This window comes from Hoeflea ulvae, assembly GCF_026619435.1.
GTDB lineage: Bacteria > Pseudomonadota > Alphaproteobacteria > Rhizobiales > Rhizobiaceae > Hoeflea > Hoeflea ulvae.
The window spans coordinates 300,633-318,612 of sequence record NZ_JAOVZQ010000001.1 but is presented as its reverse complement, the minus strand read 5'-3'; the positions used below and the strand labels follow the sequence as shown (position 1 = coordinate 318,612).

18 protein-coding genes are annotated in these 17,980 nt (G+C 63.7%); 10 read left to right on the top strand and 8 right to left on the bottom strand.

Annotated features, from left to right (window positions below):
• Nucleotides 1-37: 37 nt before the first annotated feature.
• From hemC to OEG82_RS01620, 6 genes are all read left to right on the top strand, one after another.
• Complete coding sequence (hemC, locus tag OEG82_RS01640; protein ID WP_267610721.1) at nucleotides 38-967, top strand: hydroxymethylbilane synthase; 930 nt, start codon at nucleotides 38-40, stop codon at nucleotides 965-967.
• Nucleotides 968-975: 8 nt separating this feature from the next.
• Nucleotides 976-1,476, top strand: a complete 501-nt coding sequence (locus OEG82_RS24275; protein ID WP_425497507.1) for a uroporphyrinogen-III synthase — start codon at nucleotides 976-978, stop codon at nucleotides 1,474-1,476.
• Entirely contained in the window at nucleotides 1,371-1,736 is a 366-nt protein-coding gene (locus tag OEG82_RS24270) for a uroporphyrinogen-III synthase (RefSeq protein WP_425497620.1), read from the top strand. The genes OEG82_RS24275 and OEG82_RS24270 overlap by 106 nt, the downstream gene beginning before the upstream one ends.
• Nucleotides 1,737-1,823: 87 nt before the next feature.
• Entirely contained in the window at nucleotides 1,824-3,338 is a 1,515-nt protein-coding gene (locus tag OEG82_RS01630) for a COG4223 family protein (protein WP_267610720.1), read from the top strand.
• Between the two features lie 10 nt (nucleotides 3,339-3,348).
• A complete protein-coding gene (locus OEG82_RS01625) occupies nucleotides 3,349-5,178 on the top strand; it encodes a heme biosynthesis protein HemY (RefSeq protein ID WP_267610719.1) in 1,830 nt (609 codons plus the stop codon).
• A 23-nt stretch (nucleotides 5,179-5,201) separates the two neighbouring features.
• Nucleotides 5,202-5,687: a tellurite resistance TerB family protein gene (locus OEG82_RS01620; RefSeq protein ID WP_267610718.1), complete on the top strand. Its 486-nt coding sequence runs from the start codon at nucleotides 5,202-5,204 to the stop codon at nucleotides 5,685-5,687.
• A gap of 30 nt (nucleotides 5,688-5,717) precedes the next feature.
• Here OEG82_RS01620 and OEG82_RS01615 read toward each other — a convergent pair whose 3' ends face one another.
• Complete coding sequence (locus tag OEG82_RS01615) at nucleotides 5,718-7,040, bottom strand: MFS transporter (RefSeq protein ID WP_267610717.1); 1,323 nt, start codon at nucleotides 7,038-7,040, stop codon at nucleotides 5,718-5,720.
• 165 nt (nucleotides 7,041-7,205) lie between these two features.
• Between OEG82_RS01615 and OEG82_RS01610 the strand changes: the two genes are divergently transcribed.
• Both OEG82_RS01610 and OEG82_RS01605 read left to right on the top strand, forming a co-directional pair.
• Nucleotides 7,206-7,496: a YggT family protein gene (locus OEG82_RS01610; RefSeq protein ID WP_267610716.1), complete on the top strand. Its 291-nt coding sequence runs from the start codon at nucleotides 7,206-7,208 to the stop codon at nucleotides 7,494-7,496.
• 8 nt (nucleotides 7,497-7,504) lie between these two features.
• Entirely contained in the window at nucleotides 7,505-7,801 is a 297-nt protein-coding gene (locus OEG82_RS01605) for a DUF167 family protein (protein WP_267610715.1), read from the top strand.
• A gap of 33 nt (nucleotides 7,802-7,834) precedes the next feature.
• Here OEG82_RS01605 and ppa read toward each other — a convergent pair whose 3' ends face one another.
• The 6 genes from ppa to OEG82_RS01575 all read right to left on the bottom strand — a co-directional run bounded on the left by ppa (nucleotide 7,835) and on the right by OEG82_RS01575 (nucleotide 15,621).
• Nucleotides 7,835-8,368 carry an inorganic diphosphatase gene (ppa, locus tag OEG82_RS01600; protein ID WP_267610714.1) on the bottom strand — a complete coding sequence of 178 codons (534 nt, stop codon included), beginning with the start codon at nucleotides 8,366-8,368 and terminating at the stop codon, nucleotides 7,835-7,837.
• A gap of 195 nt (nucleotides 8,369-8,563) precedes the next feature.
• Nucleotides 8,564-9,070, bottom strand: coding sequence for a GNAT family N-acetyltransferase (locus tag OEG82_RS01595; RefSeq protein ID WP_267610713.1), 507 nt, complete (start codon nucleotides 9,068-9,070; stop codon nucleotides 8,564-8,566).
• A 150-nt stretch (nucleotides 9,071-9,220) separates the two neighbouring features.
• Complete coding sequence (locus OEG82_RS01590) at nucleotides 9,221-9,868, bottom strand: chloramphenicol acetyltransferase (protein WP_267610712.1); 648 nt, start codon at nucleotides 9,866-9,868, stop codon at nucleotides 9,221-9,223.
• A 1-nt stretch (nucleotide 9,869) separates the two neighbouring features.
• Nucleotides 9,870-11,696 carry a translational GTPase TypA gene (typA, locus tag OEG82_RS01585; protein WP_267610711.1) on the bottom strand — a complete coding sequence of 609 codons (1,827 nt, stop codon included), beginning with the start codon at nucleotides 11,694-11,696 and terminating at the stop codon, nucleotides 9,870-9,872.
• Between the two features lie 268 nt (nucleotides 11,697-11,964).
• Nucleotides 11,965-14,013, bottom strand: coding sequence for a M3 family metallopeptidase (locus OEG82_RS01580; RefSeq protein ID WP_267610710.1), 2,049 nt, complete (start codon nucleotides 14,011-14,013; stop codon nucleotides 11,965-11,967).
• Nucleotides 14,014-14,391: 378 nt separating this feature from the next.
• Nucleotides 14,392-15,621, bottom strand: a complete 1,230-nt coding sequence (locus OEG82_RS01575; protein ID WP_267610709.1) for an argininosuccinate synthase — start codon at nucleotides 15,619-15,621, stop codon at nucleotides 14,392-14,394.
• A 206-nt stretch (nucleotides 15,622-15,827) separates the two neighbouring features.
• Between OEG82_RS01575 and OEG82_RS01570 the strand changes: the two genes are divergently transcribed.
• Nucleotides 15,828-16,682, top strand: coding sequence for an SDR family NAD(P)-dependent oxidoreductase (locus OEG82_RS01570; RefSeq protein WP_267610708.1), 855 nt, complete (start codon nucleotides 15,828-15,830; stop codon nucleotides 16,680-16,682).
• Nucleotides 16,683-16,787: 105 nt separating this feature from the next.
• The gene (locus tag OEG82_RS01565) at nucleotides 16,788-17,429 is read left to right on the top strand and encodes a LysE family translocator (RefSeq protein ID WP_267614819.1); all 642 of its coding nucleotides are present in this window, start codon (nucleotides 16,788-16,790) and stop codon (nucleotides 17,427-17,429) included.
• Nucleotides 17,430-17,484: 55 nt separating this feature from the next.
• Here the strand turns inward: OEG82_RS01565 and OEG82_RS01560 are convergent, their stop codons facing one another.
• Complete coding sequence (locus tag OEG82_RS01560) at nucleotides 17,485-17,979, bottom strand: hypothetical protein (RefSeq protein WP_267610707.1); 495 nt, start codon at nucleotides 17,977-17,979, stop codon at nucleotides 17,485-17,487.
• Between the last annotated feature and the right edge of the window lies 1 nt (nucleotide 17,980).

Sequence of the window (17,980 nt, the reverse complement as noted above, 5' to 3'; positions counted from 1 at the left end):
CCGATACCTGTTTGTCGGTAACAACGGAACGGATGTCTTGCAAATGAAACCTTACCGCATCGGAACCCGTGGCAGCCCGCTGGCACTGGCGCAGGCGTCGGAAACGCGCGCCCGGCTGATGGTGGCGCATGACCTGCCGGAAGAAGCCTTCGAGATCGTGGTGCTGTCGACCAAGGGCGACCGGATCACCGACCGGCCGCTGTCGGAGATCGGCGGCAAGGGCCTGTTCACCGAGGAACTCGAGGAGCAATTGAGCGACGGGCGGCTGGATCTGGCGGTGCATTCAACCAAGGACATGCCGACGGCGCTGCCCGAAGGACTTGGGCTGGTGGCTTTTCTCGAGCGCGAGGATGTGCGTGATGCCTTTATCGGCCGCACGGCGCAACGGCTGGCCGATCTGCCACTCAATGCCGTGGTCGGATCGTCATCGCTCAGGCGCCAGGCGCTGATCCGGCGGCTGCGGCCGGATCTGTCGGTGATCACCTTTCGCGGCCAGGTGGAAACCCGGTTGCGCAAGCTGGAAGAGGGTCAGGTCGACGCCACGCTTCTGGCCCATGCCGGGCTGAAACGGCTCGGCAATACCGAGGTGATCACCGAGCTGCTCGACCCCGAAAGCTTTCCTCCGGCGCCGGGGCAGGGCGCGATCTGCATCGAGGCGCGGACCGATGATGCGCGGGTGGCCGGTTTGCTGGCTCCGATCAACCATGCCGACACGCAGTCGGCGCTGGCTTGCGAGCGGGCGTTCCTGGCGGCGCTGGACGGTTCCTGCCGGACGCCGATTGCCGGTCTTGCGCGGGTTTCAGGCGACCGGATCTCGTTTTCCGGCATGATTCTGACGCCGGACGGTTCCGTCTGGCACCAGGTGAAAGCCGAAGGTCTGGCCTCCGACGCCGCAGCCCTGGGCCGGGCGGCGGGCGACGAGGCTCGCGCGAAGGCCGGACCCGGCTTCTTCGAAAGCTGGGACTGAACCCGGCCATGCGTGTTCTGGTCACACGGCCCGGACAGGCCGGATCGAGAACGGCCCGGAGGCTCACCGATCTCGGCCATGATCCGGTGCTGATGCCGTTGTTCAGGTCCCGGGTCGTCGCCACGCCGGATGACCTGCCACCGGCCGGGACAATTGCCGGATTCATTGCCACCAGCGCCCGGGCCCTGGCCCTGTTCGAGGGATCCGGTGGGCCCGCGCCGGGATTTCGCGAGCTGCCGGTGCATGTGGTCGGCCCGGCCACGGCGGAGGCCGCGCGCAAGGCGGGCTTTGGCGATATCCTCGAAGGCCAGGGCACGGCCGAGGCGCTTGCCCGCTCCATCATCCGCGAGAGGACCGCCCCCAGGCGGACAGTCAGGCAACTGAGTCTCGCAGCAGGACTCCGCTGGTCTATCTTGCCGGAGTGCCGCGCACGACGACGCTTGAAGAGGTTTTTGCCGCTGCCCGTGAGGCGCTTGTGGTGCTCGAATGCTACAAAATGGACGAAATAAGTTATACAACTGACTTTTTAAAATCAGACATATTGTCACCCGCGCCGGATCTGGTGTTGCTCTATTCGGCCAATGCCGCACGCAGGTTTTGCGGTCTTTTTAAGGGCAATGAACTGGGTGAAAGGCTTGAATCGGCGCGATTTGTCTGTCTTTCGCAGGCCATTGCCACGGAATTGCCCGATCCGTGGCAGAGACGGAGCATCATCGCTCAGCGACCCGACGAGGACAGCCTGCTTGCATCACTGGCTTCGTTGGGCTGATTTGCGGACATCTTGGCCGGGATTGTTCCAGACTGCGAAAGCAGTGCGGTATCGATCCCGCCGTAACCAGATCAAGCAGGATATGCCATGAACAAGGGCCCTACCCCGCGACACTCCAAATCGCCCAAACCGGTCACCATCGATCTCGACGCCACCGATGTGACGCCGAAGACCGAGGAGACGGCCGCCAAGCCGGCGGCAGCCGCAGCCGCTGCGCCAAAACCTGGGCCGGCCAAGTCGACACCGGCGGTTTCAAAAACCGATGACGTAAAAACATCGGCCAAACCCGGGGCTACGGTGACGCCGGACAAGCCCAAGACCGACAGCACGGCAAAGCCGGGTTCCGACGGCAAGACCGATGCTGCTGCAGCTTCGGCGGCAAAACTCGATGCAAAACTCGCGGACACGGCAAAAGACACGACCAAGGACACCGGCAAGGGCAGCCCAGGTGACACCGAGCGCAAGACGCCGCCGGCCGGCAGCAAGCCGGATGCGGCAGAAAAGCGTGGCGGTGGACTGGGCATGGTGGCGTCGGGCGTGATCGGCGCGGTGATCGCGCTGGGTGGCGGCTATGCCTTGCAATCGGGCGGCCTGCTCCCGGTTCCGGCAAGCGACAGCGCCCAGGTGTCTGCGCTGACTGCTAAGGTCGAGGCCCTGTCGGGCACAGTCGACACTCTCTCCACGCAGATGGCTGAATCGGCCAGCGCCGGAGCGACCGATATCTCGGCCCAGCTCTCGGCGCGGCTCGACAGTCTGGAAACCGCGGTTCAGGACCTGCCGTCCGCAGGCAGCGGCGAAGCGCCGGACCCCGGCGTGACCGAGGCGTTGCAGTCCCGCCTTTCCGCTGTCGAAGCCGAAATCGCCTCGCTTGAACAGGCCGGCAGCACCGGTGCCGCCGATCCTGCCCCGGACCCTGTATTGTCAGGCACGGTCTCCGAGCTGCAGGCAGCGCAGAGCGGCCTGCAGGACAGCATTGCCGAGCTTCAGAGCCGCACCGAAGCCCTGTCGGGCAAGATCGCCGAGATCGAACAGGTCCAGACCGAGCTCAGCCAGCAGCTGGGTGAGCCGGGCAGGCAGATTGATCTGGCCCGCGCCATTGCCGCAGCCGGGCTCAAATCGGCCATTGATCGCGGCGGCCCGTTCATGCCCGAGCTTGAAGCCTTCGCCTCCGTGGCGCCGGATGATCCGGCGGTGCCCGAACTCAGGGACCTGGCCGCCCGCGGCGTGCCCAGCCGCTCCGAGCTGATCGAGGGTTTCCCCGATGCCGCCAGCAGGGCGATCGCAGCCGCCGAGCCGGTGGATGAAAACGCCGGACTGGTCGACAGGCTGATGTCGAGCGCCATGTCGGTGGTCAAGGTGCGCAAGGTCGGCGATGTCGAGGGCGACAGTGCCGAGGCCATTGCGGCGCGGGCCGAGGCGCGGTTGCTGGAAGGCAATCTCGATGGCGCGCTGACGGAGTGGAACACATTGCCCGAGGCGTCGCGCCGTGCCGCGTCCGATTTTGGCGAGGCGCTGGCCGCGCGCGCCCGGGTCGAGATGCTGATCGTCGCCTCGATGGCGCCGGCTGTCGCAGCTGCCCCGGCCGAAACCCCGGCCAACTAGGAGACGCATCATGATTCGTTTATTGTTCTTTGTTGCGCTGGTTCTGGCCCTCGGCTTCGGCTTTGCCTGGCTTGCAGACCGGCCGGGCGATCTTTTCATTGTCTGGCAGGACCGCCGTATCGAAATGTCGCTGATGACCGCGGTCACTGTCATCGCCTCGCTGATTGCGGCGATCATGATCAGCTGGTGGCTGATCCGCGCGATCCTGCTGTCGCCGCGCACCGTGAGCCGCTATTTCCGCGCCAACAAGCGTGACCGGGGTTACCAGGCGCTGTCAACCGGCTTGCTGGCGGCAGGCGCGGGAGATGCGGCCATGGCGCGCAAGATGAACAAGCGCACCAAGGGGCTGCTGAAGGCGGATCAGGAGCCGCTGATTCATCTGCTCGATGTGCAGGCCGCACTGATCGAGGGCCGTCACGAGGAGGCCCGCAAGCTGTTTGAAGCCATGGCCGAGGACCCGGAGACCAAGCTTCTGGGGCTGCGCGGGCTCTATCTCGAAGCCAAGCGACAGGGCGCGGACGAGGCAGCCCAGCATTATGCCGAGACTGCCGCCGAACAGGCGCCGCAACTGCCGTGGGCAGGCTCGGCGGCGCTTGCCTACCGGACCCGCGAGGGCAAATGGGACGAGGCGCTTCGCCTGCTCGAACGTCAGCGCCAGGCGGGCACCGTCGAGGCGTCAGAGGCCGACCGCACCAAGGCGGTGCTGCTGACGGCGCGCGGCCGCGAAAATGTTGACGCTGATCCGGCCTCCGCCCGCGATGATGCGCTGGCTGCGCTCAAGCTGGCGCCGGCCTTCCCGCCTGCCGCCGTTGTCGCAACCAAGGCGCTGCTGCGTCAGGACAATCTGCGCAAGGCCGCCAAGATCCTCGAATCGGCCTGGAAAACCCAGCCGCATCCCGAGATTGCCGAGGCCTATGTCCATGCCCGCATGGGTGACACCTCCGGTGACCGGCTCAAGCGCGCCGAGCGGCTGGAAAAGCTCAGGCCGATGAATGCGCTGTCCTTCGAGGCCGTCGCCCGCGCCGCCCTGGAGGCGCATCAGTTCGATCTGGCCCGCGAGAAAGCCCAGGCGGCAGCGCGTTTGCAGCCCTGCGAGGGCCTCTATCTGCTGCTGGCCGATATCGAGGAAGCCGAAACCGGCGATCAGGGTCGCGTTCGGCACTGGCTGAGCCAGGCCGTGCGGGCGCCGCGGGATCCGGCCTGGACGGCGGACGGCTATGTGTCGGAAAGCTGGGAACCGGTCTCGCCGGTCACAGGCAAGCTCGACGCGTTCGAATGGAAGGTGCCGGTCGAGCAGCTGGCCGGTCCGAGCCTGGACAACGAACCGCAGGGCGAGCCCTTCGAGCGCGCCATGGCAAGCCTGCCGCCGGTGCGCGGACCCGATGGTCTGGCCGGCGCGCCGACCACGGTCGCCATGGAGGCGGTCAAGCCGGCGGTTGAGGAGCCTGAAGCGGAGCCGCCCGTGGTGATTTCGAAAGCCGACGAAGCACCGTCAGTCAAGCCGTCTCCGATCGCCCAACCCGATGCCGAGCCGGAGTCGAAACCGCAGCCAAAGCTTGTAGCGGCTGCAGCTGCGCCAAATGGTTCCGACGGCAAGGCAGACGCGCCGGTCCCGCATGACGAGGACAAGACCGCCAAGGCCACGGTGCCGGCAGCCGATGCGTCTACGGCCCCGGCGCCCGAAGAAGCTGCGGCAGAAGCCGATGCGCCCGCTACTCCGGCGGATCCGGAAGAGGACGCGCGGGCCAAGGAAGCAGCCTTTCTGACCCATCGTCCCGACGATCCGGGGATTGATGTCAATGCCGAACCGGAAAAGCCGGGCCGGTTCCGGTTGTTCTGAGAGTGCGGTGAAAGGAAATCTGAATGCTTGAACAACTGCGCACATTCCTGAACGGATTGCGTGCCGAGCGTCCGGAAACGCCCGACGCCAGCGATCCCGATGTCGCCGCCGTCGCGCTGTTCTTCCATGTCATCGGCGCCGATGGCGTGGTCGACGAGGTCGAGTCGGAAAAGCTCAAATCGCTGATCATCGAGGAATATGGCGTCAGCGGCGCGGAGATGCGGCAGCTGATCGAGGCGGGCGAACAGGCGGACCGGGAAGCGGTCGATCTGTTTGCCTTCACCAGCGTGCTCAACCGGGCGCTGGATGCGGACGCGAAAGTCCATTTCATCGAGCTGCTCTGGCATCTGGCCTATGCCGATGGCTACCGGCACGAGCTGGAAGACCATGTGGTGTGGCGGATCGCCGATCTGATGGGGGTGTCGAGCCGGGAGCGGGTGCTGGCGCGGCAGCGCGCGCTGGCAGCCGCAGGCATTGCCGACGGTGACGCCGCCGGCGACACGGACTGATACGGACCGGGCGCGGCACCTGATGCTGCGTCAGCCTGGTCCCGGGCGCGCCTTTGGCTGCCGGTCAAGTTCGGCCCTGAGTGCCGCCCGGCTTTCCTCGGCGTCCTTGTCGAGCGATTCGATCTGGCGCAATTGCGGAAAGCCGAAACTCCAGGCCAGCGCCACGGCCAGCGTTCCGGCGCCGCCGATGACGACGGCGGCAATCGGCCCGATCAGCGAGGCCATCAGGCCGGCGCGGAACTCGCCGAGCTCGTTGGATGCGCCGATGAAGACCATGTTGACCGCGCTGACCCGGCCGCGCAGCTCGTCGGGCGTCCACAATTGCACCAGGCTCTGCCGGACATAGACCGAGATCATGTCGGAGGCGCCCATGACGATCAGCGCCGCCATGGTAAGCGGCAGCGATTTCGACAGGCCGAACACCATGGTTGCCGCGCCAAAGACACCGACGGCGATGAACATCGCCCGGCCGGCATGGCGGCGGATCGGCCGCGAGGCCAGATAGATGGCCATGCCGATGGCGCCGATGCCCGGGCTGGCGCGCAGGAAACCGAGCCCCCAGGGCCCCAGGTCCAGCACGTCGCGGGCAAAGACCGGCATCAGCGCGATTGCCCCGCCCAGAAGCACGGCAAACATGTCGAGCGAGATGGCGCCGAGCACGATCTTCTGATTGCGGACATAGCTGAAGCCGGCGACCAGCGCCTTCCAGCTCTGGGCCTGGCCGCGCGAGCGTTGCAGCGGCGGCGGCACCAGGGCAAGCGCGGTGATGGCGAGTGCGAGAAAGACGAAGGCGGTCAGATAGGGCACCATGGCGCCCAGACCGTAGAGCAAGCCGCCGGCGACCGGGCCGACAATGGTGGCGGTCTGCCAGGAGGTCGAATTCCAGGCAATTGCATTGGGCAGATTGCGCGCCGGCACCAGATTGGGCGCCAGCGATTGCGAGGCCGGGGCGAAAAACGCCCGGGCGATGCCGATGACCAGCAGCACGGCAAAGATCGGCAGCGGCGAGGTCAGGCCGCGCCAGGCGAAATAGACAAAGGCGGCGGCGCAAAGCCCGATGACGATCTCGCTGATCAGCATGATGGTGCGGCGGCCATAGCGGTCGGCGGCAGCACCGGTGAACAACAGCAGCACCAGCGCCGGCATGAACTGAATCAGGCCCACCAGGCCGAGGTCAAACGGGTCGCGGGTCAGGTCGTAGATCTGCCAGCCGACGGAGACGCTGATGATCTGGAGCCCGAAGGAGGACAGGAAGCGTGCGGCGAAATAATAGGTGAAGGGGCGATGCCGAAAAGCGGCAAAACGGTCTTCCGCCAGAAGGGGGATTGCATGGTGTGTTTCCGGTTGGTGCATCGGAGCTATACACGAGCCGTCGCCGCGCGCCACTTTCTTGTGCTCCCGCCGGTCCGGCTGCCGGCGCCCGGCCCGGCGCGCCCGGACCGATCGCAGCCTGCGCTCTTGCCGCACGCGGTTTCAATGTCTACATGTCTGTCTCGCGAAGAACAGCCGGAGAATCTCATGATTGCAGTGTTTCAAACGATCGACATGGTGCTGGGCCTTTACACCTGGATCATCATCGGCAGTGCCATTTTCTCCTGGCTCTACGCCTTCAACGTGGTCAATTCGAACAACCGCTTCGTCGGCATGATCGGCGAATTCCTGTACAAGGCGACCGAACCGGCGCTCAGGCCGATCCGGCGGATCATGCCGGATCTGGGCGGGCTCGACATCTCGCCGATCATCCTGCTGATCGCGATCTTCTTCGTGCGCACCTTCCTGGCGACCTCGGTCGCGCCGATGTTCTTCTGAGCGACTGGTTGAAACCAGGCGACGGCGCTGTCGATCTCGGCGTCCGGCTGACACCGGCATCCTCGCTTGACGCAATAGACGGGCTGGTCGCGGATGCGGCGGGCGTGGTCCGGCTCAAGGCGCGGGTGCGCGCGGTGGCCGAAAACAACAAGGCCAATCGGGCGCTGGAAAAGCTGATCGCCAAGCGGCTCAAGATCGCAAAATCCACCGTCACGGTCGTCTCGGGCGAGACAAGCCGCAGCAAGACCCTCCGCATCGATGGCGATCCGGATGATCTTGTCGCAGCGATAAAGAGTCTTGTCTGACTTTGGTCCCGACTTTGGCCCCGGCCCGTAGGCTCAGCCCTTGGTCTTGGCCCGCTCGATCGATTCGACGATGAGCTTGCGCGCGGTTTCGGCATTGCGCCAGCCGCCGATCTTGACCCATTTGCCGGGTTCGAGATCCTTGTAGTGCTCGAAGAAATGCTCGATCTGCTGCAGCGTGATTTCCGGCATGTCGGTGTAATCGATGACCTTGGAATAGCGCTGGGTCAGATGCGCTGACGGCACCGCGATGATCTTCTCGTCCTGTCCGGCATTGTCTTCCATCACCAAGACGCCGATCGGCCGGACATTGATCAGGCAGCCCGGGATCAGCGGCCGGGTGTTGCAGACCAGCACGTCGATCGGGTCGCCGTCATCGGACAGGGTATGCGGCACGAAGCCGTAATTGCCCGGATAGGTCATCGGTGTGTAGAGAAAACGGTCGACCACCAGCATGCCGGCGTCCTTGTCCATCTCGTACTTGATCGGCTGGCCGCCGACCGGCACCTCAACGATGACATTGACGTCGTGTGGCGGGTTCTCGCCGATGCTGATGGCGTCCAGGCGCATGATCGCTCCAATCCGGATATTTTGCATGCCGTGCCCGGGAGGGAGACCAGGGCCAAAGGTTCATGCGTCAATTCAGGGCCCGGTATGCCTCTGCACGGCCAAGCTGACCTGCGGCACACCGGTTGTGCTCCGGAAATAAAGCGAAACCTGCCGCAGCGCAACAGGACTTTCGGCGTGACCGGTCAAATGCAGCGGTCAGGCCCAGACAAAGGCGAGTTTCTTGAGTGTCTTGCCATCAAAGGTCTCGTGTCCCTCGGCCACATCGCGGCCGCCCTGGAACCGGTAGAAATCGACGGAGGCATGATTGTCCTCGAGACACCAGACCACCGCGCCCTTGCAGCCGAGCGATTCAAGCAGTTGCCGGGCTTCGGCGAAGAGCCGCTTGCCCAGCCCGACGCCCTGATATTCTGGCTTGAGATAGAGCTCGTAAATCTCGCCTTCCTGCGGCAGCGAGCGGGCCCGGTTCAGCCCCAGCGTGGCGTAGCCGGCAATGGTGCCGCCGACATCGAGAACCAGAATCGAGGTCGAGCCGCGGATGGCGCGCCGCCACCAGCCGACATTGCGCCGCTCGAGCATGTGGCGCAGTGCCTTGTAGGGCAGAATTCCGGCATAGGCATGGCTCCAGGCAACCCGATGGGTGCCCGCGATGGCTTCGGCATCCCGCGGTTCGGCATGCCGTATGTCTATAGTTAATGCGCTCATGGTCTCACATTACCGCTCCAGGGACATGCGAAGAAGGCGCTTGCGGCCATCCTCCGGGGTCTGCCCACAGCATTGTTCTGTGGACGGCGTTTTATGAGTTAACCGCCTGTTAACGAATTATGCAAGGGAAAGTGGAACGAAGCAGTGCGTTCAGGCAGGCTCGGCAAACCGGTCCAGGCTGGCCTGCGCAGCCTCGAAAAACTGGCCGACCTGCAATCCGTCGACCAGCGCATGGTGCACCTGGACAGCGACCGCACAGCTCCAGCGGCCATCCGGTCCTTCGACGAGCTTGCCCCAGGAAAACCGCGGAATGCAGTCGTCGGGGCCGGGAAGGGCGTTGTCGAGCGCGGTGAAGTCCAGCCAGGGCAGGCAGGAGAGATAGGCAAGATCATGCCGCTCGCCGGTATTGGCGCCGAGATCCACACCCCTGGCGGTCTCTTCGATGATCGCCTTGCAGCTTTCGTCGAATGCGGCCCAGTCTTGGAAATAGGGAATATAGGCATAGCCGAAACTGTCGCCGGGGCGGGGTACGGTGGCTGACAGCGAAATCGTGTCATATTCCAGCACCCGCTCGCCGACAAAGCGCATCTTCAGCGCCGGCACGGCGTGCACGCCCGAGCCGATGGCATGGATGAAGGCGCGGTAGGGGGAGACGCCCCGGGGCTTGCCCCGGGTCATCAACTGGGTGACGTCGACGCGCGCGGTGGTGGCGAATTGCGGCCGGTCATAGGTCCTGAACAGCTGAAACTGTCCGGCCCGTGACCAGGTCGCAAGGTCGATTTCGCGCGCGTCAGCCATGTCAGGCGGCGGTGGCGCCGGTCTTGCCGAAGCGCTTGCGGTCGGTCGCGTCGAGATAACGCTTGCGCAGGCGGATCGACTTCGGCGTGACTTCCATCAGCTCGTCGTCCTGGATCCAGGACAGCGAACGGTCCAGCGTCATGCGGATCGGCGTGGTCAGCTTGATCGCCTCATCCTTGCCGGCGGCGCGGATGTTGTTGAGCTGCTTGGCCTTGAGCACGTTGACTTCAAGGTCGTTGTCGCGGGTATGGATGCCGATGATCATGCCCATATAGACCTTGTCGCCCGGCTCGATGATCATCGGGCCACGGCTTTCCAGGTTGAACATCGCATAGGCGACGGCTTCACCGGACATGTTGGACAGCAGCACGCCATTGGTGCGGCCGGCGATATCGCCCTTGTAGGCCTGATACTCATGGAACAGACGGTTCATCACCGCGGTGCCGCGGGTGTCGGTCAAGAGTTCCGACTGGTAGCCGATCAGGCCGCGTGTCGGCGCGTGGAACACCAGGCGCTGACGGTTGCCGCCCGAGGGCCGCAGTTCTGTCATCTCGGCCTTGCGCTCGGCCATCTTCTGCACGACGATTCCGGAATGTTCTTCATCAACGTCGATGACGACTTCCTCGATCGGCTCCATCAGCTTGCCGTTTTCATCATTGTGCATGACCACGCGCGGACGCGACACGGCCAGCTCGAAGCCTTCGCGGCGCATGGTCTCGATCAGCACGGCGAGCTGCAATTCGCCGCGTCCGGAGACGTAGAACGAATCCTTGGCGCTCGATTCCTCGATCTTCAGCGCGACATTGCCTTCGGCTTCGCGCAGCAGGCGGTCGCGGATGACGCGGCTGGTGACCTTGCTGCCTTCGGTGCCGGCCAGCGGCGAATCATTGACCATGAAGCTCATGGTCACTGTCGGCGGATCGATCGGCTGGGCGTGCAGCGGCTCGGTGACCGACGGGTCGCAGAACGTATCGGCCACGGTGCCCTTGGACAGGCCGGCAATGGCAACGATGTCGCCCGCATGGGCTTCATCAAGCGCCACGCGCTCGAGGCCGCGGAACGACAGGATCTTGGAGACGCGGCCGGTTTCAACCAGGCTTCCGTCGCCATGCAGCACCTTGACCGACTGATTGGCCTTGACGGTGCCGGAATAGATGCGGCCGGTGATGATGCGTCCGAGGAACGGGTTGGCTTCCAGAATGGTGCCGATCATCCGGAATGGGCCTTCTTCGACCTTGGGCTCCGGCACGTGGTCGAGAACCAGGTCGAACAGCGGCGCAAGCGTGCCGCCATCTTCCGGACGGTCGGGACCTGTCGACATCCAGCCATTGCGGCCTGAACCATACATGATCGGGAAGTCGAGCTGCTCGTCGGTGGCGTCGAGCGCTGCAAACAGATCGAAGACCTCGTTGATGACTTCATCGACGCGGGCGTCGGGACGGTCGATCTTGTTGATGGCGACGATCGGACGAAGCCCGACCTTCAGGGCCTTGCCGACCACGAACTTGGTCTGCGGCATCGGGCCTTCGGCGGCGTCGACCAGCACGATGGCGCTGTCGACCATCGACAAAATGCGCTCCACCTCGCCGCCGAAGTCGGCGTGGCCAGGGGTGTCGACGATGTTGATGCGGTTGCCCTTCCAGTCCACCGAAGTGGCCTTGGCGAGAATGGTGATGCCGCGCTCTTTTTCGATATCGCCCGAATCCATCGCGCGTTCCTGGACGCGTTCGTTTTCGCGGTAGACACCGGACTGCTTGAGCATTTCGTCGACAAGCGTGGTCTTGCCATGGTCAACGTGGGCGATAATCGCAATATTGCGCAGGGACATAGGTAAGGTCTCATTCTGGAGAATACAAAAGCGCCGGACGTGGATCCGGCGCGGGCCGGCAAACGCCGGAATTCGTGCGGCTTATACAGGGTTTTTCGCAGTTGCGAAAGAGGCTATGACCACAGAGCGGTCCTGTCGTCAAGAAAGGGCGCAGAACGCCCTCTCTGATTGCTTCATACCGGTGACGTAACAAATCACCTTGCCCATTGGGCGGGCGTGATCGGCCATTTTCGGCGCCGGGGCGCCGTTGCGGCCTGCCAGTCCGGCCTCAGGCGAGACCGCGTTTTTCCAGCATGGCCGTGGCGTCGGGCATGCGGCCGCGGAACGCCTGGTAGAGTTCCGCCGGATCGCGGGATCCGCCGGCCGAATAGACATGGGTGCGCAGCTTTTCGGCGGTCTCGGTGTCAAACGGATTGCCGGTTTCCTCGAATGCCGCAAAGGCGTCGGCATCAAGCACTTCGGACCACATATAGGAGTAGTAGCCGGCCGAATAGCCTTCGCCGGAAAACACGTGGAGGAAATGCGGGCTGGCGTGGCGCATGACGATGGCCTCGGGCATGCCGAGTTTCTTCAGCGTTTCAGCCTCGAAGGTGGCCGGATCGGCCTTGTCGCCAGCGGTGTGCCAGGCCATGTCGACCAGCGCGGAGGCGGTGAATTCAACGGCCGCGAAACCGGCATTGAAGGTCTGGGCCGCCAGCACCTTGTCGAGCAGCGCGCGCGGGATCGGCTCGCCGGTCTTGTAATGACGCGCGTGTTTTTCAAGGATTTCGGGGACTGTCAGCCAGTGCTCATAGAGCTGCGATGGCAGCTCGACGAAGTCGCGGCTGACCGAGGTGCCCGACAGCGACGGATAGGTCACATCCGAAAGCATGCCGTGCAGGGCATGGCCGAATTCGTGAAACAGGGTGCGCGCGTCGTTGAGCGACAGCAGCGCTTCCTGTCCGGCGGCCGGCTTGGCGAAATTCATCACATTGGTGATGATCGGCACTTCGCCGGTCGAACCGTCGGGCATGGTCAGCTTGTGCTGGCTGCGCATGCCGCTCATCCAGGCGCCGGAGCGTTTTGACGGCCGGGCAAAATAATCGGCGATGAAGGTGGCGATCATCTTGCCGTCGCGATCGGCCACCTCGAACACGCGGGCATCCTTGTGCGGACCGCGGATGTCGGGACGTTCGGTCATGGTGATGCCGAAAAGCCGGTTGGCGACGTCGAAACATGCCTCGATCATGCCGCTCAGCGGGAAATAGGGTTTCAGCTCTGCTTCGGAAAAGTCAAACCGGCGGGCTTTCAGCTTTTCGGCGTAATGGCGCCAGTCCCAGGCCGCGACCTCGTGGTTGCCTCCTTCTTCGGCGATCAGCTCTGCCAGATCGGCCTGATCGATCCCGGCGCTCTTGACGGCGCGGGTCCAGACATCGCCGAGCAGGCCTTCGACGGCTTCCGGGGTCTTGGCCATGGTGTCGTCGAGCTTGTAGGCGGCGTAGCTGTCATAGCCCAGCAGCGTGGCCTTTTCGGTGCGCAGGGCAACGATCTGCGAGATCAGCGCCGAATTGTCGGTGTCGCCAGCGGTGCCGCGCGCCGTCCAGGCCTTGAAGGCGGTCTCGCGCAGGTCGCGGCGTGCGCTGGAGCTCAGGAACGGTTCGATGATCGAGCGCGACAGGGTGACGGCATATTTACCCTTGTGGCCGAGATCTTCGGCCACGGCTGCCATGGCGGCGCGCAGATCATCGGACAATCCGTCCAGATCGGGCCCATCCTCGAGCAGCAGCAGATAGTTCTTCTCGTCGGCCAGCACGTTCTGACCGAACCGGGCGCCGAGACCTGCCAATGTCTCGCCGACTTCGGCAAGCCGCGTCTGGCCTGCTTCATCCAGAGCTGCGCCGGATTTGACGAAGGATTTCCAGATCCGCTCCAGCACCCGGTCCTGTTCCGCGGACAATCCGATATCGGCCCGTTTGCGGTAGAGGTCATCGACCCGCTCGAACAGGGCGCGGTTCATGGCGATCCTGGAATAGTGTCGCGACATGCGCGGCGCAATCTCCCGCTCAAGCGCCTGGATCACATCATTGGTGTCGGTCCCGGCCCGGTTCCAGAACAGGCTCGAGACCTTGGACAGCTTGTCGCCGGCAAGTTCCAGCGCTTCCACCGTATTGGCGAAGCTCGGCGCCTCGGCATTGCCGGCGATCGCATCGATCTCGGCGTCATGCTCGGCAAAGGCGATCTCGAAGGCCGGTGCGAAGTCGGTGTCGGCGATCCCGGTGAATTCCGGCAGACCGAGCGGCCCGGTCCAGTCGAATACGGGTGAAGCAGGTGATGTCATGAATGGCTCCTTGTTACGCCACCATGTAGGCCCGCAAAGGGCTTCGGACAAGTCGGGAGGCGGCTCAGGACATGCAAAGGGCGGAACCCCCGACGGGTCTTGCCCTCGTCTTGTTCTTGAAGTTCCGGCCGGAATCGCCGGTCCCACCTCCGTCATTCCGGCCTTGAGCCGGAATCCAGCCACGGCGCGTCCGCGCCGTGAAAAACCCTTTTGCGATCAAGTCCTTGATCGCGCTGGATGCGGAATCAAGTCTGGCATGACCTGTGCCGATGGAATGCCGCCGCCAAACGTCATGTAGTGAAAGTCACGGGGCTTTTCAGCACTTCAAGGGCGGGAGCCTTTCGGTCCCGCCCTTGGTTGCGCAATGCATTGCTGTGCCTATGCCTTGCGGTCGCGGGCAGCCAGGGTGCGCAGGCGCAGGGCGTTCAAGCGGATGAAGCCTTCGGCATCCTTCTGGTCATAGGCGCCGCGGTCGTCTTCGAAGGTGACCAGCGCGTCGGAATAGAGCGACTTGTCGCTTTCGCGGCCGGTGACCATGACATTGCCCTTGTAGAGCTTGAGAGTGACTTCACCCTCGACATGTTTCTGGCTCAGATCGATTGCCGCCTGCAGCATTTCGCGCTCCGGCGAGAACCAGAAGCCGAAATAGATCAGCTCCGCATAACGCGGCATCAGCTCATCCTTGAGATGGGCTGCACCGCGGTCAAGCGTGATCGATTCCATCGCCCGGTGGGCAGTCAGCAGGATGGTGCCGCCCGGGGTTTCGTAGACGCCGCGCGATTTCATCCCGACAAAGCGGTTTTCAACCAGATCCAACCGGCCGATACCATTGTCGCGGCCATAGTCGTTGAGTTCGGCCAGAATTGTTGCCGGGCTCTTGCGGACGCCGTTGATCGAGACGGCATCGCCCTGCTCGAAGCCGATCTTGATGATGGTGGCCTTGTCAGGTGCCGCTTCCGGCGAAATCGTGCGCATATGGACATATTCGGGGGCCTCGACCGCCGGATCTTCCAGAACCTTGCCCTCGGATGAGGAGTGCAGCAAATTGGCGTCGACCGAGAACGGGGCTTCGCCCATCTTGTCCTTGGCGACCGGGATCTGGTGCTCTTCGGCGAACTTGATCAGGTCGGTGCGGCTCTTGAACGACCAGTCGCGCCAGGGCGCAATGATCTTGATGTCGGGGTTGAGCGCATAGGCCGACAGCTCGAAGCGGATCTGGTCATTGCCCTTGCCGGTGGCGCCATGGGCAATCGCGTCGGCACCGGTTTCACGGGCGATCTCGACGAGGCGCTTGGAGATCAGCGGCCGGGCAATCGAGGTGCCGAGCAGATAGACGCCTTCATAAACGGCATTGGCGCGGAACATCGGGAAGACGAAATCGCGGACGAATTCCTCGCGCACATCCTCGATATAGATGTTGGCGTCGGGAATGCCGAGCATCTCGGCCTTCTTGCGCGCCGGCGCCAGCTCTTCGCCCTGGCCGAGGTCGGCGGTGAAGGTGACGACTTCGGCGCCGAATTCGGTCTGCAGCCATTTGAGAATGATCGAGGTGTCGAGACCGCCGGAATAGGCGAGAACGACCTTCTTGACGTCCTTGTGCGATGCCATGAATTGCTCTTCCTGTCTTGAAGCTTTGCCCCTGAGCGTCCTGACTTTCAGCGGCCTTGAATTTTGCCGCACTTTTAGCGGGTTTGCCGCGCCATGCAAGAGTTAAGCCCGCTCAGCGCCCGCCGGCTGACGGCCGCCGCAATTGACGGGTGGTTGCCGGACGCATTATCCCTTCAACCGATCAGTGTGAAAAACGGGAGGTGGACATGCCTGATATTCAATCGGTGATGGGCAAGGACAAGGTTGCGGTGGTGACGGGGGCAGCCTCGGGCATCGGTCTTGCCGCCGCCTGCGCATTCGCCGCGCGCGGCATGTGCGTGGTGCTTGTCGACAATGACAGGGACCGGCTGACGCAAGCCGAAAAACAGGTGGCGGCGCTTTCGGCCGATCCCGCCAGCGACATCGTGGCGATCGAGACCGACGTCAGCGATCTCGGCGATGTCGAGGCGCTGGAGCGGGCGGTGATGGAGCGCTTTGGCCGGGTTCACCTGCTGATGAACAATGCCGGCATCCAGCCCGGCAGCAGCCTGTTCGGCCCGCAGGTCAACTGGGACAGGGTGCTCGGCGTCAATCTCAACGGCATCATCAACGGCACCCGCGTCTTCGGACCCGGCATGATCGTCCATGGCGAGCCTGCCATGATCATCAACACCGGCTCCAAACAGGGCATCACCACGCCGCCGGGTGACCCGGCCTATAATGTGGCCAAGGCCGGGGTGAAGGCGTTCAGCGAAGCGCTCGCGCACGAGTTGCGCAGCACGGCCGATTGCCAGGTCAGCGCCCATCTGCTGATTCCGGGCTTTGTCTACACGCCGCTGGCCGCCCGCGGACGGACCGAAAAGCCGGAGGCTGCCTGGACCGCGGAACAGACGGTGGATTTCATGATGGACAGCCTGGAAAAGGGCGATTTCTACATCCTCTGCCCCGACAATGATGTCGACCGCGCCACCGACGAGAAGCGTATCGCCTGGGCCGCCGGCGACATCATCGAGAACCGCCCGCCGCTGTCGCGCTGGCACCCGGATTATGCGGAGAAGTTCAAGGATTTTCTCAAACAGTAGAGCGATCCGCGCAGTCTTTCAGGATCATGGGAAGACTGCCGATTAACAGACCTGTGAAACCGGCTTAGAGGTGTTTGATCACCGATCAGGATCATTGCCATGTTGATGGATTATATTCCCGCACTGCCCATCCTTGCTGCCTTCGCGCTGGCGACGCTTCTGCTGGCGATCACACCCGGCCCAGACATGACGCTGTGGATGAGCCGCACCATCCGCGACGGACGGGCGATCGGCATGATGACCCTGCTCGGCACCAATCTCGGCATCGGCATTCACACGCTGCTGGTGGCCTTTGGCGTCTCGGCGCTGGTGGTTGCCTCGCCGGTGGCGTTCCTGGTGCTCAAGACCGGCGGTGCAGGCTATCTGCTGTGGCTTGCCATTCAGGCGGTGCGCAACCGCTCGGTGCTGTCGGTGAAAACCACCGGCAAGAGCAGTGCCTCGATGGGCAAGGCATTTCTCAACGGGCTGTGGGTCAATCTTCTCAATCCCAAGGTGATCATCTTCTTCATGACTTTCCTGCCGCAATTTGTCAGCGTCAATGATCCGCATGTGACCGGCAAGCTGATCTTTCTGGGCGTGCTGTCGATCCTGATCGCGCTGCCGATTGCCATCATCGTGGTGCTCGGCGCCAACGGGCTGGCGGACTGGCTCAGACGCAAGCCGCAGGTGATGCGGATCGTCGATTATGTCTTCGCGGCGGTGTTTTCGGTGTTTGCGGTCAAGATCCTGCTGACCCAGAGCCGCTGATATATGTCGGTGACAGTTTACTTTTGCGGCCTTGCCGCAAAAGTAAACTGTCACCTCAGTTCGTGCCGGTCAGGTCAGAGCGGGGCTGGCGTTCGCTCGGCAGCCAGCGGCCGGCATTGCGGCCGGCCAAGAGCCAGTAAATGCTGGCGCCGATGATGCCGCAGGCGGTGCGGATGGCGATCATCTGGGGCGGCTCGAGCACTTCGCCATTGCCTGAATAAAGCCCAGTGGCCAAGGGAAGGCCGGCGGCCAGCAGCGCGATGGCGCCACCGGCGAGCGCATGGCTGAGCCAGTCGCGGCGCCGCAGGAATTCGAAGGCGGAAATGATCACCAGTGCCGGCAGCAGCGCGGCGCGGGCAAACAGGCTCGACACGCCGATCACGCCGACCACCAGGGTGACGGTGAGCTCGACATCGTCGATGCGGCCGAAATCCTCGGGCACCACCAGCCGGGCGAGAAAGGCATAGGCAAGACCCGCAGCCAGGCAGCCGGCGAAGAAGCCGAAGCCTATGGCAAACATCCGGACGAGAAGGCGCAGAATATCGCTCATC

What these genes read in the sequence shown, in the direction of transcription:
- OEG82_RS24275 (WP_425497507.1), top strand. Translation starts at nt 976, where the DNA reads ATGCGTGTTCTGGTCACACGGCCCGGACAGGCCGGATCGAGAACGGCC.
- OEG82_RS01630 (WP_267610720.1), top strand. Translation starts at nt 1,824, where the DNA reads ATGAACAAGGGCCCTACCCCGCGACACTCCAAATCGCCCAAACCGGTC.
- OEG82_RS01625 (WP_267610719.1), top strand. Translation starts at nt 3,349, where the DNA reads ATGATTCGTTTATTGTTCTTTGTTGCGCTGGTTCTGGCCCTCGGCTTC.
- OEG82_RS01620 (WP_267610718.1), top strand. Translation starts at nt 5,202, where the DNA reads ATGCTTGAACAACTGCGCACATTCCTGAACGGATTGCGTGCCGAGCGT.
- OEG82_RS01615 (WP_267610717.1), bottom strand. Translation starts at nt 7,040, where the DNA reads ATGCACCAACCGGAAACACACCATGCAATCCCCCTTCTGGCGGAAGAC.
- OEG82_RS01610 (WP_267610716.1), top strand. Translation starts at nt 7,206, where the DNA reads ATGATTGCAGTGTTTCAAACGATCGACATGGTGCTGGGCCTTTACACC.
- ppa (WP_267610714.1), bottom strand. Translation starts at nt 8,368, where the DNA reads ATGCGCCTGGACGCCATCAGCATCGGCGAGAACCCGCCACACGACGTC.
- OEG82_RS01595 (WP_267610713.1), bottom strand. Translation starts at nt 9,070, where the DNA reads ATGAGCGCATTAACTATAGACATACGGCATGCCGAACCGCGGGATGCC.
- OEG82_RS01590 (WP_267610712.1), bottom strand. Translation starts at nt 9,868, where the DNA reads ATGGCTGACGCGCGCGAAATCGACCTTGCGACCTGGTCACGGGCCGGA.
- typA (WP_267610711.1), bottom strand. Translation starts at nt 11,696, where the DNA reads ATGTCCCTGCGCAATATTGCGATTATCGCCCACGTTGACCATGGCAAG.
- OEG82_RS01580 (WP_267610710.1), bottom strand. Translation starts at nt 14,013, where the DNA reads ATGACATCACCTGCTTCACCCGTATTCGACTGGACCGGGCCGCTCGGT.
- OEG82_RS01575 (WP_267610709.1), bottom strand. Translation starts at nt 15,621, where the DNA reads ATGGCATCGCACAAGGACGTCAAGAAGGTCGTTCTCGCCTATTCCGGC.
- OEG82_RS01570 (WP_267610708.1), top strand. Translation starts at nt 15,828, where the DNA reads ATGCCTGATATTCAATCGGTGATGGGCAAGGACAAGGTTGCGGTGGTG.
- OEG82_RS01565 (WP_267614819.1), top strand. Translation starts at nt 16,788, where the DNA reads ATGGATTATATTCCCGCACTGCCCATCCTTGCTGCCTTCGCGCTGGCG.
- OEG82_RS01560 (WP_267610707.1), bottom strand. Translation starts at nt 17,979, where the DNA reads ATGAGCGATATTCTGCGCCTTCTCGTCCGGATGTTTGCCATAGGCTTC.